This is a genomic window from Ferrigenium straubiae (assembly GCF_051257895.1).
Classification (GTDB): Bacteria; Pseudomonadota; Gammaproteobacteria; order Burkholderiales; family Gallionellaceae; genus Gallionella; species Gallionella straubiae.
This window is the reverse complement of the sequence record NZ_CP194331.1, coordinates 1450414-1464351: the sequence shown is the minus strand read 5'-3', so window position 1 is coordinate 1464351 and position 13938 is coordinate 1450414. Positions and strand designations below refer to the sequence as shown.

Sequence of the window (13938 nt, the reverse complement as noted above, 5' to 3'; positions counted from 1 at the left end):
CCCTGGGGGCGGGGTTATTTTCCCTGCAGGATCTGCATTCCCTTGAGCAGGTTCAACGCCTGGTTGAGCTGGTAGTCGTTCTTGGCGCCGAACTCGGTGGGTGCCGGCTTCGCACCTCCCTTGTCATCGGGAGCGGCCGGCGCTTTTTTCCCGGCATTGCTGTCCGGCTTTTCATCCGGCTGCTTGCCATTGGGCAAGTGCCTGTTCAGGTCGGCTTCGCGCAGGCGGAACATGTTTTCCTGCCCGGCGGTGGCGGGATCTTCCACCTGGATATCGGGCACGATGCCCTTGGCCTGGATGGAGCGTCCGCCCGGCGTGTAGTAGCGCGCCGTGGTGAGCTTGATCGCGGTGTTGTTGCCGAGCGGCAGGACGGTCTGCACCGAGCCCTTGCCGAAAGTCTGCGTGCCCATGATGACCGCGCGCTTGTGATCCTGCAATGCGCCGGCGACGATCTCGGAGGCGGACGCGGAGCCGCCGTTCACCAGCACGACCAGCGGCACGCTCTTGACGGAGTCGGGCAGGCTTTTCAGGTAATCGCTCTTGCCGTTACCGCGCAGATAATGCTCTGCACTGGCGGTCAGGCGCATCTTCGCGTCTTCGGTGCGGCCCTCGGTATAGACCACCAGTGCGTCCTTGGCCAGGAAGGCTGCGGAAACGCCGACTGCGCCGGTCAGCAATCCGCCCGGGTCGTTGCGCAAGTCGAGCACCAGCCCCTTGAGTGGCTCCTGGTTCTGCTTGATGAGGGTTTCCAGCGCGGTGGCGAGGTTCTCGCCGGTATGTTCCTGGAATTGCGTGATGCGGACAAAGCCGTAGCCGGGTTCGACCAGCTTGGATTTCACGCTTTGTACCTTGATGACGGCCCGCACCAGGGTAATGGTGAGCGGCTTGGGCTCATCCTTGCGGATGATGGTCAGTACGATCTTGCTGCCCGGTTTGCCGCGCATGTGCTTTACCGCGTCGTTCAGCGTCATCCCCTTGACCAGGGTGTCGTCCAGCTTGACGATCAGGTCGCCGCTCTTGATGCCCGCGTTGTAGGCGGGCGTGTCTTCTATCGGCGAGACGACCTTCACCAGGCCGTCTTCCATGCTGACTTCGATGCCGAGCCCGCCGAATTCGCCCTGGGTGCCGACCTGCAGTTCCTTGAAGGCTTCCGTGTCGAGATAGGCGGAGTGGGGGTCGAGGCCGCTCAGCATGCCGTTGATGGCCTCGTTGATCAGCTTCTTGTCAGTGACGGGTTCGACGTAGTCGCTCTTGATGCGGCCGAACACCTCGGAGAAGGCGCGCAGTTCCTCGATGGGCAGCGGCGTGGCGAGCGTGTCCTTCTCGGCCATTGCGGCGAAATGCAGGCTGAACGACACGCCTGCAACCAGTCCCAGACTCACCAAGCCTGCTTTTTCCAGAAAACGCATAATTTCCCCAAGTTATCGTGTTGCCAGCCACTTCATCGGATCGAGCGGTTTGCTCTCGTGGCGCAGTTCAAAGTATAAACCGGAATCCTCGTTGCCGCCGCTGTTCCCGACCGCCGCGACGGTATCGCCGCCCTGCAGCATGTCCCCGACCTGTTTGTAGAGGGTCTCGTTATTGCCGTACAGGCTCATGTAACCCTTGCCGTGATCGATGATCAGCAGGTTGCCGAAGCCGCGCAGCCAGTCCGCGAATACCACCCGCCCTGCCGCGATGGCTTTGACAGCCTGGCCGGGGGAAGTTCTCAGGAACAGGCCTTTCCACAGCACCGTGCTGTCGGGGCGCGGTGCGCCGAACCGGTTGGTGACTTCACCTTTCACCGGCAACGCAAGCTTGCCCTTGAGCTGGTCGAACGGGTTGCCGTCGAAGCGGCTGTCCGGCAGATTGTCGTTGCGGAACAACGAGCCGGACTTCGGCTGGGCGAGCATTTTCGTCAGCCGCTCGACCAGCTGCGCGAGGCGGTTCTCGTCGCGCTGGAGGCGGTTGATCTCGCGGCGCTGCTGGCGCAACTGGTGGGAAACTTTGACCAATATCCGCTGCCGGGCCTGCTGTTCCTTCTCCAGCGTTTTTTTCTGTGCCGCCTCCTCCGTGCGCAGCGATTTCAATTCCGCGCGCTGCTCGCGCACGGCCGTGCTGACCGCGTTCAGCGCGGCGAAATCGTTACGCAGCGCGGCAAGCCGGGTTGCGCGGTCGCGCGCGATATACTTGTAATACTGCAGGTCGCGGGAGACCTGATTGGGGTCGCGGTTGCCCAGCAGCAGCTTCGGATATTCCTGGCTGCCGCCGAGGTATTGCTGATACAGCAGCCTGCCGAGCAGGGCCTGTTGTTCGGCCATGCTGCCGGTCAGCCGGTTTTCCCGCTCCTGCAGTTCGTTTAGTTTTCTGTCGGCGGCGCGCTGCTGCTCGGCAAGGCCGGCGAGCTTGCGGTTGCTGTTGCTGATCGCGCGTTCCGATTCGCGCAGCGCATCGGCGGCCTCGGACTTTGATTCGCTGGTCCGATCCATCTCGCGCTGCATCGCGGCGATGCGCTTACGCAGGTTTTCCAGCTCCTCCTGCTGGCTGGCGCATGCCGCACTGGTGAATATCAGGCCGCACAGAACCGGCAACAGTAAACGAACTGAAAAGGTCACTGTATCCGGATCAGGCTATGTCCGGTCATTTCCGGCGGTTGCGGCAGCCCCATCATGGTCAGCAGCGTGGGGGCGAGGTCGCGCAGCGCGCCGCCTTCGGCCAGTTCGGCCTTGCGTCCGACATACAGGAAGGGCACCGGATTCAGGGTATGCGCGGTGTGCGCCTGCTGCGTCACGCGATCCAGCATCTGTTCGGCATTGCCGTGATCGGCGGTGATGATGACCTCGCCGCCGATGGAGCGCATCGCGTTGACCACGCGGCCGACACAGATATCCAGCGCCTCGACTGCCTTGGTGGCGGCCTCCATGTTGCCGCTGTGTCCCACCATGTCGCCGTTGGCGTAGTTGCAGATGATCGCGTGGTACTGGCGGCTGAGGATCGCGGCTTCGAGCTTGTCGGTCACCTCGAACGCGCTCATTTCCGGCTTGAGGTCGTAGGTCGCGACCTTGGGTGACGGGACGAGGATGCGGTCCTCACCGGGGTAGGGCTGTTCCTTGCCGCCGCTGAAAAAATAGGTGACATGCGCGTATTTTTCGGTCTCGGCGATGCGCAACTGTTTCAGCCCGAGATTCGAGAGGTATTCACCGAAGCCGTTGTGGATGGTTTGGGGCGGGTAGGCGCAAGGCAGGTGAAAGTCTTCGCCGTAGCTGCTCAGCGTGACGAAGGCGGCGAGTTTCGGGAAGCAGGCGCGCTCGAAGCCGCCGAAGGCCGCGTCGGTCAGGGCGCGCGTAATCTCTCGCGCGCGGTCGGCGCGGAAATTCATGAATACCGCCACGTCTCCGTCCCGCATGGTGTATCCCGCCTTGCCTGAGGTAATCGCGGTCGGTTTGACGAACTCGTCCGACTCGCCGCGCGCATAGGCCTGTTCCAGGCCGCTCAATGCATCCGCCGCGCTGAATTCGGCGCGACCCTCGGTGAGCAGTTCGTAGGCGGGCTGCACGCGCTCCCAGCGGTTGTCCCGGTCCATCGCGTAATAGCGCCCGGTGATGCTGGCGATTTGCCCGGTTCCCAGTGCTGCGCACTTTTCCTGCAGACGTTGCAGCGAGGGCGCGGCGCTCTTGGGCGGGGTGTCGCGCCCGTCGAGGAAGGCGTGCACGCAGACTTTCTTCAGGCCGGCGCGCGCCGCCATTTCCAGCATGGCGTAGATGTGGCTCTCGTGGCTGTGCACGCCGCCCGGGGAGAGTAGCCCCATGATGTGCAGGGTGCTGCCGTTTTGTTTTGCCAGCTCGACGGCCCGGCTCAAGGCGGTGTTGGTGTAGAAGCTGCCATCCTCGATGGCGACATCGACGCGGCTCAAGTCCTGGTACACCGTCCGCCCGGCGCCGATGTTGAGATGGCCGACCTCGGAGTTGCCCATCTGCCCGGACGGCAGGCCGACATGTTTTTCCGAAGCCTCGATCAGGGTGTGCGGATAGTCGCGCCACAGCGCGTCCCAGTTGGGTTTTCGCGCCGCCAGAATGGCGTTGAAATCGGCATCTTCGCGGTAGCCGAAGCCATCCAGGATGAGCAGCAGGACAGGAGTGACTTTCATTGGTGTAGAATATTAGCGGATAATGATGTTGTGGAGTCTCGTTTAATTTTAGCCGAATTCGCTCCGGTCAGTGGGCGGCTCGGCGGGATAATCAGGAACAGATATGGCAAGCAAACTAATAGACAGGGAAGAAGACATTCAACAGGCCGCGCAGGCCATCAAGGCGATTGCGCACCCCTTGCGCCTGAAAATCCTGTGCGTGCTCGGCGACCGGGAGGTCAGCGTGCAGGAAATCGTGGAACAGGTCGGCACCTCGCAGAGCAATATCTCGCAGCATCTGGCGATTTTGCGCGACAAGGGCGTGCTGGCGACGCGCAAGGACGCGAACCGGGTGTATTACCGCATCGGCGATCCGCGCACCATCAAGCTGGTGGGGATGATGCGCGATGTGTTTTGCAGCACATAAGGGGGTTGTTGGATTTTAAATATTAGTATATTCTGATATAACGAAACTGTAAGCGGGGTGGTGCAGTGAAAAAATCATGGATATTCGGCGCATTGCTGCTGGGCACCTCGGCTGTGCAGGCTGCCGGGCAGCTGGCCACAGCACCTGCGCAGTACCGCGAGGTGGCGCAGACTTACAGTGCCGACGGCTTGGTGGAAGCCGTCCGTCAATCTACCGTGTCCGCACAAATCGGCGGGCGTGTCAGGGAAATCAACTTCGATATCGGGGATCGCGTCAGCAAGGGGCAGGTGATCCTGCGCATCGACGAACGCGAAGCGGTGCAGGCCTTGGCGGGCAGTCAGGCGCAGGTGCTGCAGGCCCAGGCCAACATGCAGAACGCCAAGGCGGCTTACGAGCGCGCGCGGCAGCTGTTCGCACAGAAATTCATCAGCCAGGCGGCGCTCGACAAGGCGCAGGCCGACTACAAGATCGCCCTCGCACAGGCTGCGGCCAGCGAAGCATCCACCGGACAGGCCAGTCTCGCGCACGGCTACACGGCGGTTATCGCGCCCTACAGCGGGGTCGTGGCGGCGCGCCTGGTCGAGGTCGGCGAACTGGTGATGCCCGGCAAGCCCTTGATGACCGGCTTCGATCCTTCCGAGATGCGCGTGGTGGCAAGTGTGCCGCAAGACAAGCTGCTGGACATCGGCGCGCGCCCCGAGGTGATGGTGGAAGCGCCCTCGCTGGATCGCTGGGTCAAGCCCGCCTCGGCGGCCGTACAGCCGGTTGCCGATGCGCGCACCCACAGCACGCAGGTGCGCGTGTACCTGCCGAAGAACGAAGCGGGAGTCTATCCGGGCATGTTCGTGCGCGTGCATTTCGTGACGGGCAAGGCGAACAAGCTGGTGATTCCCGCGAGCGCTGTGCTGCGCCGCGGCGAAGTGGTTGCCGTCTATGTGGTAGGTGAGAAGGAAGAGGTGAAGTTGCGCCAGGTGCGGCTCGGCGAAGCGACCGCCGATGGTGCGGTGGAGGTGCTGGCGGGGCTGAATCCGGGCGAGAAGGTGGCGCTGGATCCGGTCAAGGCAGGGATGTTGGGTGTGAAGCAGAAATAGCAGTATCGATTCACGTGCAGTTCATCAACTTACGGAGGGTAGCAACATGGCGCATATCGTAATCATGGGGGCGGGCATCGGCGGAATGCCGATGGCCTATGAAATGCAGGAAAAAATTCGCAAGGGCGACAAGGTGACGGTGATCTCGAACAGCGAGAACTTCCACTTCGTGCCGTCCAATCCCTGGGTGGGCGTGAAATGGCGCGACCGCGAAGATATCGAGTTTCCGGTACGCCCCTATCTGGAGCGCAAGGGCATCGACTTCATCTCCGTCGGCGTGAAACGCGTGCATCCCGAAGAGAACCGCCTCGAACTGAACGACGGCCAGTCGGTGAAATACGATTTCCTGGTGATCGCCACCGGCCCCAAGCTGGCCTTTGAGGAAATCGATGGCATGGGGCCGCATGGCGGGCATACCCACTCGGTCTGCCATGTCGATCACGCGATGAAGTCGCACGACATATGGGAACAATTTGCCCAGAACCCCGGCCCGATCGTGGTCGGTGCGGTACAGGGCGCATCCTGCTTCGGCCCTGCATACGAATATGCCTTCATCATGGAAAACGACTTGCGCCGCCGCAAGATACGCAACAAGGTGCCGATGACCTTCGTGACCTCCGAGCCCTATATCGGCCATCTTGGGTTGGGCGGCGTGGGAGACTCCAAGGGCATGATCGAATCGGCGATGCGCGATCGGCATATCAAGTGGATATGCAACGCCAAGGTCACCAAGATCGAGGCAGGCAAGATGTATGTCACCGAGGTCGACGAGGCGGGCAACGAAAAGAAGAAGCACGAGCTGCCGTTCGCCTACAGCATGATGCTGCCCGCCTTCAAGGGTGTGGATGCGGTGTTCGGCATCGAGGGGCTGACCAATCCGCGCGGCTTCATCATCGTGGACGAGCATCAGCGCAACCCGAAATACAAAAACATCTATTCGGTCGGCGTGTGCGTCGCGATCCCGCCGGTGGAAGCGACTCCGGTTCCTTGCGGTACCCCGAAGACCGGCTACATGATCGAGTCGATGGTGACCGCGACGGTGCACAACATCCATTCCGAGCTGACCGGCAACCCGCCGACCAGCAAGGCGACCTGGAATGCGGTCTGCCTCGCGGACTTCGGCGACGGCGGCATCGCGTTCGTGGCGATACCGCAGATCCCGCCGCGCAACGTGAACTGGTTCTCGGAGGGCAAGTGGGTGCACCTGGCCAAGGTCGCCTTCGAGAAATACTTCATCCGCAAGATGAAGAAGGGCAGCTCCGAGCCGATCTACGAGAAGGTCGTGCTGAAGGCGATGGGTGTGGAAAAGCTGAAGTAAGCCGCTTTTGACTGGCATGAAGTGACGGTGGGTCATGCACCAGACTTCATGCCGCCAGATAAAAGGTCACCGGAAAAAACGCATGGGCATTTCAGGGCGCATCGCCAGATACTTCCTGCACTCGCAGATGACCCCGCTGCTGGCGCTCGTCGCCGTGCTGCTGGGGGCGTTCGCCGTGCTGGTGACGCCGCGCGAGGAAGAGCCGCAGATCAGCGTGACCATGGCGAACGTGATGATCGCCTATCCGGGCGCATCGGCCAGGGATGTCGCGCAGACCGTGGCGACTCCCGCCGAGCAGGTGCTGTCGCAGATCGCCGGGGTGGATCATGTGTATTCGGTGTCGCAGCCGGGCATGGCGGTCGTCACCGTGCAGTTCAAGGTCGGCGAGGAGCATATCGATTCGCTGGTGAAACTCTACGATGTGGTGCACTCCCACGCCGACTGGCTGCCGCCCACGCAGGGGGTCGCCCCGCCCATCATCAAGGCCAAGGGTATCGACGACGTGCCGGTCGTCGCGCTGACCCTGTGGCGCGAGCAGGCGGCAGGCGGCGGCATCGAATTGACGCAGGTGGCGCATGCCATCGAGGCCGACCTGAAGCGCGTGCCGGGCACGCGCGAAGTGAGTACGCTGGGTGCGACGCAACGCATGGTGCGCGTGCTGCTCCGGCCGGAAAGCCTGAATGCCTACCAGCTCACCATGCAGGACATCCGCGCGGCCTTGCAGTCCGCCAACGCCTCGCAGAATTCCGGCACGCTGGTGCAAGGCAACCGCGAAGTGCTGGTGCAAACCGGCAGTTTCCTGAGCGACGCCAGTGAAGTGCGGCAACTGGTGGTCGGCGTCGCCAATGGCAAGCCGGTGTTTTTACGCGATGTCGCCGAGGTGCAGGATGGGGCGGACCAGCCGGGCAGCTACGTGTGGCTGGGAACCGGGATGGCCGCAGCGGACAAGCAGATTGCGGCGAAAGGCGAATTCCCCGCCGTCACGCTGGCCATCACCAAGAAGCCCGGCGCGAACGCGGTGGAGATCGCCGACCGGTTGCTCGCGCGCGTGAACGAACTCAAAGGCAGCGTGATCCCCGCCGACGTGCAGGTCAGCGTCACGCGCAACTACGGCGAGACCGCCAACGACAAGGCGATGAAGCTGATCCAGAAGCTGCTGTTCGCCACCTTCGCCGTGGTCGCGCTGGTGTGGTTTGCCATGGGGCGGCGCGAGGCGCTGGTGGTCGGCATCGCGGTGATGCTCACGCTCGCAGCGACGCTGTTCGCCTCCTGGGCGTGGGGCTTCACGCTGAACCGCGTCTCGCTGTTCGCGCTGATTTTCTCCATCGGCATCCTGGTCGACGACGCGATCGTAGTCGTGGAGAACATCCATCGCCGCCGCGCCCTGGAGCCTCAGCGGCCCTTGCTCGAAATCATTCCCGAGGCGGTGGACGAGGTGGGCAGCCCGACCATCCTCGCGACCTTCACGGTGATTGCCGCATTGCTGCCGATGGCCTTCGTCAGCGGCCTGATGGGGCCGTACATGAGCCCGATCCCGATCAACGCGAGCATGGGCATGCTGATCTCGCTGGCGGTGGCGTTCGTCGTCACGCCGTGGCTGGTGTGGCGCTTTGCTGGGTCGCACGATGCGGCATCTTCCCATGCCGCGCCCATGGACAGGCATGGCGCGGCGATCAGCCGCTTCTTCAGCGAGCGCCTGAGTCCGTTCCTGAACGGCGCACAGGGTAAGCCGGCGCGCCGCAAGCTGTGGCTGGCGATTCTCGGCGGCCTGCTGTTTGCGGTATCGCTGGGCGTGGTGAAGCTGGTGATCCTGAAGATGCTGCCGTTCGATAACAAGTCGGAATTCCAGATCGTGGTGGACATGCCCAGCGGCACCGCGCTGGAGCAGACCAGCGCGGTGCTGCACGAGATCGGCGGCTATCTCGCGACCGTGCCGGAAGTGACCGATTACCAAGCCTATGCGGGCACGGCGTCGCCGATCAACTTCAACGGCCTGGTGCGCCAGTACTATTTGCGCAGCGCCGCCGCGCAGGGTGACATCCAGGTCAATCTGAAAGGCAAGCACCAGCGCAGCCGCAGCAGCCACGAGATCGCCACTGCCGTGCTTGAGCCGGTGCAGAAGATCGCCGATGCCTGGGGCGCGAAGGTCAAGGTCGTCGAGGTGCCGCCCGGCCCACCGGTGATGTCGCCGATCGTCGCGGAAATCTACGGACCGGATTACGAGGGCGCGCGCAAGGTGGCCGGCAAGGTGCGCGAACAGTTCGGCAAGACCGAAGGCATCGTCGGCATCGACGATACCGTCACCGAACCCGCGCCCAAGCTGCTGCTGCATGTCCTGCAGAGCAAGGCCGCGCTGCTCGGGGTCGCGCCGCGCGACATCGTGGATGTGATCGGCGCGGCGCTGGCCGGCCAGGATGTCGCTTCGCTGCACGATGCCAATGCGAAGTATGCGCCGCCGCTGCGCATCGGCCTGCCCGCCGAGCGGCGCAGCCGCATCGACGAGGTGCTCAAGCTCAAGGTGCGCGCGAAGGACGGTGTACTGGTGCCGCTCTCGGAAGTGGTGCAGGTGATCCCTGAGTCGCGCGAATACCCGATCTATCACAAGGATCTGCTGCCGGTGGTGTATGTGTTCGGCGACATGGCGGGCAAGCTGGACAGCCCGCTGTACGGCATGTTCGGCGTCAATGGCAAGGTCGGCGGCATGGCGCTGGAGCAGGGCGGCAAGCTGGAGAGCTACTACTTCAAACAGCCCGGCGACCCCTATGCCGGCTACGCGCTGAAGTGGGACGGCGAATGGCAGGTGACCTTCGAGACTTTTCGCGACATGGGCATCGCCTACGGCGTGGGGCTGATCCTGATCTATCTGCTGGTGGTGGCGCAGTTCAAGTCCTATCTCGTGCCGCTCGTCATCATGGCGCCGATCCCGCTCACCCTCATCGGCGTGATGCCCGGCCACGCGCTGCTCGGCAGCCAGTTCACCGCGACCTCGATGATCGGCATGATCGCGCTGGCCGGCATCATCGTGCGCAATTCGATCCTGCTGGTGGACTTCGTCAACCTGCAGCTGCAAGAGGGGGTGGCGCTGCAGCAGGCGGTCATCAACGCCGCCGGGGCGCGCGCCAAGCCCATCGTCCTGACCGCACTGGCGGCGATGCTGGGTGCGCTGTTCATCCTCGACGATCCGATTTTCAACGGGCTGGCCATCTCCCTGATCTTCGGTATCCTCGTCTCCACTTTGCTGACGCTGATTGTCATCCCGGTGCTGTATTACGCCACGCTGTACCGAAAACGAAGTTTCAGTGAAGGCTAATCTTCAGGTTATGCCGTAACTAAAATTCCAGTAGAATTTTTCAACCAGAGTAGGAGCTTTATCATGAATGCAGAACGCATTACGCACATCGTCGCCGGGACATTCATCCTGGTTTCCCTGTTGCTGGGCGTGGAAGCCAGCCCGCTGTTTGTCAGCAAGAATTTCTTGTGGCTTACGGCCTTTGTCGGCCTGAACCTGTTCCAGAGCGGTATCACCGCATTCTGCCCGCTGACGCGGATTCTGGTTAAATGCGGCATCAAGGAAGGTACTTGCAAAATCTGAATACAACAGGGCTGAAAAACCCGTTCCAGTCGCTGCGCTTAACCCACATCAGCCTCGCCCTCGTCGGGATGATGTGGGTTTTGCCTTTTCTGCATTATCGCCATCAATATCCGTTGACCACGTTCTACCAGGAATGGTGGAGCGCCTTGCTCGGCATGCTGGCGCTGATGCCGCTGGTCGCACGCGATTTCTGGAGGCAACCGGAAATCCCGCGCATCGTGCAACTGCCGGTCATGCTGCTCGTCGTGGTTTTGCTGCAATCGGCGCTGGGCAAGATAGCCTATTTCGACCAGTCCCTGCTGTACGCCTTGTACCTGCTGTTTGCGGCGTTGCTGATGGTGCTCGGCGCCAGATTACGCGACTGCTTCGGTCTGGCGGAGGTGGCGCCGGTGCTGGCAGTTTTCCTGTTGATCGGCGCGGAGCTCAGCGCGCTGGCCGGTGTGCTGCAGCATTACCGCTGGGATACGCCGCTGAATTCGGTGATCGTGATGAAAACCTCTTCCAGCGTATTCGGCAACCTCGCCCAACCCAACCATTTCGCCAATTACGTCGCGCTGGGGCTGGCCTCGCTCGGCCTGCTGCTCCAGCGGCAGCGGCTCAAGGCAGGTTATGTGATCGTGCTGGCCGTGCCGCTGCTGTTCGTGATGACCCTGAGCGGATCGCGCAGCTCCTGGCTGTATTTGCTGATGATGGCCGGCCTGGCCTGGTGGTGGGCGCGCCGCGATGCCGTGCAGCGGCCGCTGTTGCGCTACAGCCTGTTTCTGATTGCCGGATTCGGCGTGATGCACCTGGTTGTGCAACTGCCGTTCCTGGCCGGCGCAGGGAGCAGCGTCGACACGGTGCAGCGTCTGTTCGGCGAAGAGGCGGGCGAAAGTATCCGCCTCTACCTGTGGCGCGAGGCGGGGCTGATGTTCCTGCAGTCGCCGTGGCTGGGGGCGGGGTTCGGACAATTCGCCTGGCAGCATTTCCAACTGCTGCCGGTGTTGCAGCCGGGCAACATCACGGGCTTGTACAACAATGCGCACAACCTGGTATTCCAGCTCGCCGCCGAAGCGGGTATCGCAGGATTGCTGGCGCTGTTCGGGTCGCTGGGAATCTGGCTGTATGGCCTGAGGCGTGCAACGTTAAGCGCCGCACACTGGTGGGGGCATGCCGCGCTGGGCGTGCTGGCCATCCACAGTTTGCTCGAATATCCGCTGTGGTATGCCTATTTCATCGCGGTCGCGGCGTTCCTGCTCGGCGCGCTGGACGAGACCCGCTACCGGCTGGAGTTGCGTAATTTGGGGCGCATGTCCGTGGCGGCGGTCCTGTTGATGGGCCTGATGACGCTGGCGCAACTGCGCAGCGGCTACCATGAGCTGGAACGGACGCTGGCGATACGTCCGGCCGCTTCGACAAGCTCAGGACAGGCTTCAGCTGCCGACAGCAGCGCATTCGATCGCACCTGGAGAGGCCTGGTTGCGGTGCATGAGGGATCGCGGCTGTCGCCTTATGCCGAGCTGTTCATGAGCTCGCTGATTCAGGTAAGCGGCGAGCGCATCGAGGACAAGCTGGAATTGAACGGCCGCGTGTTGCGCTTCGCGCCGATCGGTGCCGTAGTGTACCGCCAGGCGTTGCTGCTGGCGCAGGCCGGGCAGCAGGAGCAGGCCCGGACGCTGCTGCTACAGGCCATCTGGTCCTATCCGGGGGATTTTTCCGGGGTGCGGCGGCAAATGGAGGAGCTGGCGGAGAAAGACCCCGTACATTTTTCAGCTCTGCTAGAATTCGCCCTCCAAAAAGAACAGGAGTGGCGGCGTGCAGTTCATCATCAGTAACATCCTTCCGATTTCCCTTGCTGTAATCAGCGGAGTCATGCTGTTCTGGTCGATATTCGGCAAGCACATTCGCGGCATCAAAGAGGTGGATTGCTCCGCAGCCTTGCAACTCATCAACCACAAGAACGCCCTGGTGCTGGATGTGCGCGAAGAGGATGAATTCAAGGCAGGGCATATTTTGAATTCCAGGCTGATCCCGCTCGGCAAACTCAAGGAACGTATCGGCGAACTGGAAAAATACAAGGAACAGCCCATCGTGGTGGTGTGCCGCACCAGCGTCCGTTCCGGCTCGGCATGCGGGTTGCTGGGCAAGCAGGGATTTACCCAGATTTATAGCCTGGCCGGCGGCATAATGGCTTGGCAGAAGGCCAACTTGCCCCTGGATAAATGATGGCGAAGGTGTTGATGTATTGCACAGCCGTCTGCCCGTATTGCGTCCGTGCCGAGCAGTTGTTGCAGCGCAAGGGGGTGCAGGAGGTGGAGAAGATACGCGTCGATTTGCATCCGGAGTTGCGCGTGGAAATGATGGAAAAAACCGGACGGCGTACCGTGCCGCAGATTTATATCGGCGGCAAACATGTTGGCGGCTATGACGATCTGGCAGCGCTCGATCATGCCGGTGAACTGGATAAACTTTTGGCAATATAACAAAGAGGAGAAAGACGTGACTGAAGCAACACAGGAAAACAATCAACCCGTATTCAACATCGAAAAAATCTACGTGAAGGATCTCTCGCTGGAGATTCCGCACGCGCCGAATATTTTTCTGGAGCGCGAAAGCCCCAATATCGACGTGCAATTGAATACCCAGACCGGGAAGATTGACGCGGACGTATACGAAGTGGTGATCACCAACACGGTGACGGCCAAGATCGGCGAAAAAGTGATGTTCCTGATCGAGGTCAAACAGGCCGGCATCTTCCGCCTGAGCAATTTGCCCAGCGAAGACATGGAACCGGTGTTGTCGGTGATGTGCCCGAACATCCTGTTCCCGTATTTGCGCGAAGTGGTTTCCAACCTTACCGTGCGCGCCGGATTTGCGCCGGTGATGCTGAACCCGGTCAACTTCGACCTGCTTTACCAGCAGCACAAGCAGGAACAGATCGCGGCGGCTACCACTCACTGATGAAACTGCGCCATTCATCGTATCTGGCCGGTTTGATAGCCGCAGTCGTGCTGCTGTGCGGCGCGACTGCGGCCAGTGCGGTGGAGTATGTGTCGGTCGGCGAGAGCAGTGCGATCCTTTACGACGCGCCCTCGCTCAAGGCGAAAAAGCTGTTTGTGGTGAATCGCTATATGCCCTTTGAACAAGTGGTTGCGCTGGACAGCTGGGTCAAGGTGCGCGACCGCTCCGGAGGGTTGTACTGGGTGGAGAAGCGCGCGCTGAGCAGCAAGCGCTACGTGTTTGCGTTGCCGCCGCTGCTGGATGTGCGCGCCGAGCCTGACCCGGGCGCGGCACGCCTGTTCCAGGTGCGCCAGCAGGTAGCGCTGGAGCGCCTCGAATCGACCGGCACCGGCTGGGTCAAGGTGCGCCATCAGGACGGGGATACAGGTTACGTGCGCAGCACCGAAGTCTGGGGCGATTAACAGG

General features: G+C 61.9%; 13 protein-coding genes. 10 read left to right on the top strand and 3 right to left on the bottom strand.

Translation table 11 applies throughout. The annotated features are described in order from the left end of the window. Nucleotides 1–14: 14 nt before the first annotated feature. Genes ACRRNM_RS06985 through gpmI form a run of 3 tightly spaced genes read right to left on the bottom strand, consistent with a single transcriptional unit; the run spans nucleotide 15 to nucleotide 4126 of the window. A complete protein-coding gene (locus ACRRNM_RS06985) occupies nucleotides 15–1409 on the bottom strand; it encodes a S41 family peptidase (protein WP_435627513.1) in 1395 nt (464 codons plus the stop codon). A gap of 12 nt (nucleotides 1410–1421) precedes the next feature. After that, complete coding sequence (locus ACRRNM_RS06980; protein WP_435627512.1) at nucleotides 1422–2594, bottom strand: murein hydrolase activator EnvC family protein; 1173 nt, start codon at nucleotides 2592–2594, stop codon at nucleotides 1422–1424. Next, nucleotides 2591–4126 carry a 2,3-bisphosphoglycerate-independent phosphoglycerate mutase gene (gene gpmI / locus ACRRNM_RS06975; RefSeq protein WP_435627511.1) on the bottom strand — a complete coding sequence of 512 codons (1536 nt, stop codon included), beginning with the start codon at nucleotides 4124–4126 and terminating at the stop codon, nucleotides 2591–2593. Before gpmI ends, ACRRNM_RS06980 begins: the two co-directional genes overlap by 4 nt. 103 nt (nucleotides 4127–4229) lie before the next feature. Between gpmI and ACRRNM_RS06970 the strand changes: the two genes are divergently transcribed. The 10 genes from ACRRNM_RS06970 to ACRRNM_RS06925 all read left to right on the top strand — a co-directional run bounded on the left by ACRRNM_RS06970 (nucleotide 4230) and on the right by ACRRNM_RS06925 (nucleotide 13934). Next, entirely contained in the window at nucleotides 4230–4532 is a 303-nt protein-coding gene (locus ACRRNM_RS06970) for an ArsR/SmtB family transcription factor (RefSeq protein WP_435627510.1), read from the top strand. A gap of 65 nt (nucleotides 4533–4597) precedes the next feature. Further along, nucleotides 4598–5623, top strand: coding sequence for an efflux RND transporter periplasmic adaptor subunit (locus ACRRNM_RS06965; RefSeq protein WP_435627509.1), 1026 nt, complete (start codon nucleotides 4598–4600; stop codon nucleotides 5621–5623). Between the two features lie 46 nt (nucleotides 5624–5669). Continuing rightward, the gene (locus ACRRNM_RS06960) at nucleotides 5670–6941 is read left to right on the top strand and encodes an NAD(P)/FAD-dependent oxidoreductase (RefSeq protein ID WP_435627508.1); all 1272 of its coding nucleotides are present in this window, start codon (nucleotides 5670–5672) and stop codon (nucleotides 6939–6941) included. 82 nt (nucleotides 6942–7023) lie between these two features. After that, nucleotides 7024–10251, top strand: a complete 3228-nt coding sequence (locus tag ACRRNM_RS06955) for an efflux RND transporter permease subunit (RefSeq protein WP_435627507.1) — start codon at nucleotides 7024–7026, stop codon at nucleotides 10249–10251. Nucleotides 10252–10314: 63 nt separating this feature from the next. Then, nucleotides 10315–10533 (top strand): YgaP family membrane protein, encoded by a 219-nt coding sequence (locus ACRRNM_RS06950; protein ID WP_435627506.1) that lies wholly within the window; start codon nucleotides 10315–10317, stop codon nucleotides 10531–10533. After that, nucleotides 10521–12347 (top strand): Wzy polymerase domain-containing protein, encoded by a 1827-nt coding sequence (locus ACRRNM_RS06945; RefSeq protein ID WP_435627505.1) that lies wholly within the window; start codon nucleotides 10521–10523, stop codon nucleotides 12345–12347. The genes ACRRNM_RS06950 and ACRRNM_RS06945 overlap by 13 nt, the downstream gene beginning before the upstream one ends. Beyond that, nucleotides 12328–12738, top strand: a complete 411-nt coding sequence (locus tag ACRRNM_RS06940) for a rhodanese-like domain-containing protein (RefSeq protein ID WP_435627504.1) — start codon at nucleotides 12328–12330, stop codon at nucleotides 12736–12738. The genes ACRRNM_RS06945 and ACRRNM_RS06940 overlap by 20 nt, the downstream gene beginning before the upstream one ends. Further along, the gene (grxC, locus tag ACRRNM_RS06935; protein WP_435627503.1) at nucleotides 12738–12995 is read left to right on the top strand and encodes a glutaredoxin 3; all 258 of its coding nucleotides are present in this window, start codon (nucleotides 12738–12740) and stop codon (nucleotides 12993–12995) included. Before ACRRNM_RS06940 ends, grxC begins: the two co-directional genes overlap by 1 nt. A 16-nt stretch (nucleotides 12996–13011) precedes the next feature. Continuing rightward, a complete protein-coding gene (gene secB, locus ACRRNM_RS06930; protein ID WP_435627502.1) occupies nucleotides 13012–13473 on the top strand; it encodes a protein-export chaperone SecB in 462 nt (153 codons plus the stop codon). Next, nucleotides 13473–13934 (top strand): SH3 domain-containing protein, encoded by a 462-nt coding sequence (locus ACRRNM_RS06925; protein WP_435627501.1) that lies wholly within the window; start codon nucleotides 13473–13475, stop codon nucleotides 13932–13934. The genes secB and ACRRNM_RS06925 overlap by 1 nt, the downstream gene beginning before the upstream one ends. Nucleotides 13935–13938 lie beyond the last annotated feature (4 nt).

Coding starts and splice junctions, on each gene's coding strand:
- ACRRNM_RS06985 (WP_435627513.1), bottom strand. CDS start 1,409: ATGCGTTTTCTGGAAAAAGCAGGCTTGGTGAGTCTGGGACTGGTTGCA.
- gpmI (WP_435627511.1), bottom strand. CDS start 4,126: ATGAAAGTCACTCCTGTCCTGCTGCTCATCCTGGATGGCTTCGGCTAC.
- ACRRNM_RS06970 (WP_435627510.1), top strand. CDS start 4,230: ATGGCAAGCAAACTAATAGACAGGGAAGAAGACATTCAACAGGCCGCG.
- ACRRNM_RS06960 (WP_435627508.1), top strand. CDS start 5,670: ATGGCGCATATCGTAATCATGGGGGCGGGCATCGGCGGAATGCCGATG.
- ACRRNM_RS06955 (WP_435627507.1), top strand. CDS start 7,024: ATGGGCATTTCAGGGCGCATCGCCAGATACTTCCTGCACTCGCAGATG.
- ACRRNM_RS06950 (WP_435627506.1), top strand. CDS start 10,315: ATGAATGCAGAACGCATTACGCACATCGTCGCCGGGACATTCATCCTG.
- grxC (WP_435627503.1), top strand. CDS start 12,738: ATGGCGAAGGTGTTGATGTATTGCACAGCCGTCTGCCCGTATTGCGTC.
- ACRRNM_RS06925 (WP_435627501.1), top strand. CDS start 13,473: ATGAAACTGCGCCATTCATCGTATCTGGCCGGTTTGATAGCCGCAGTC.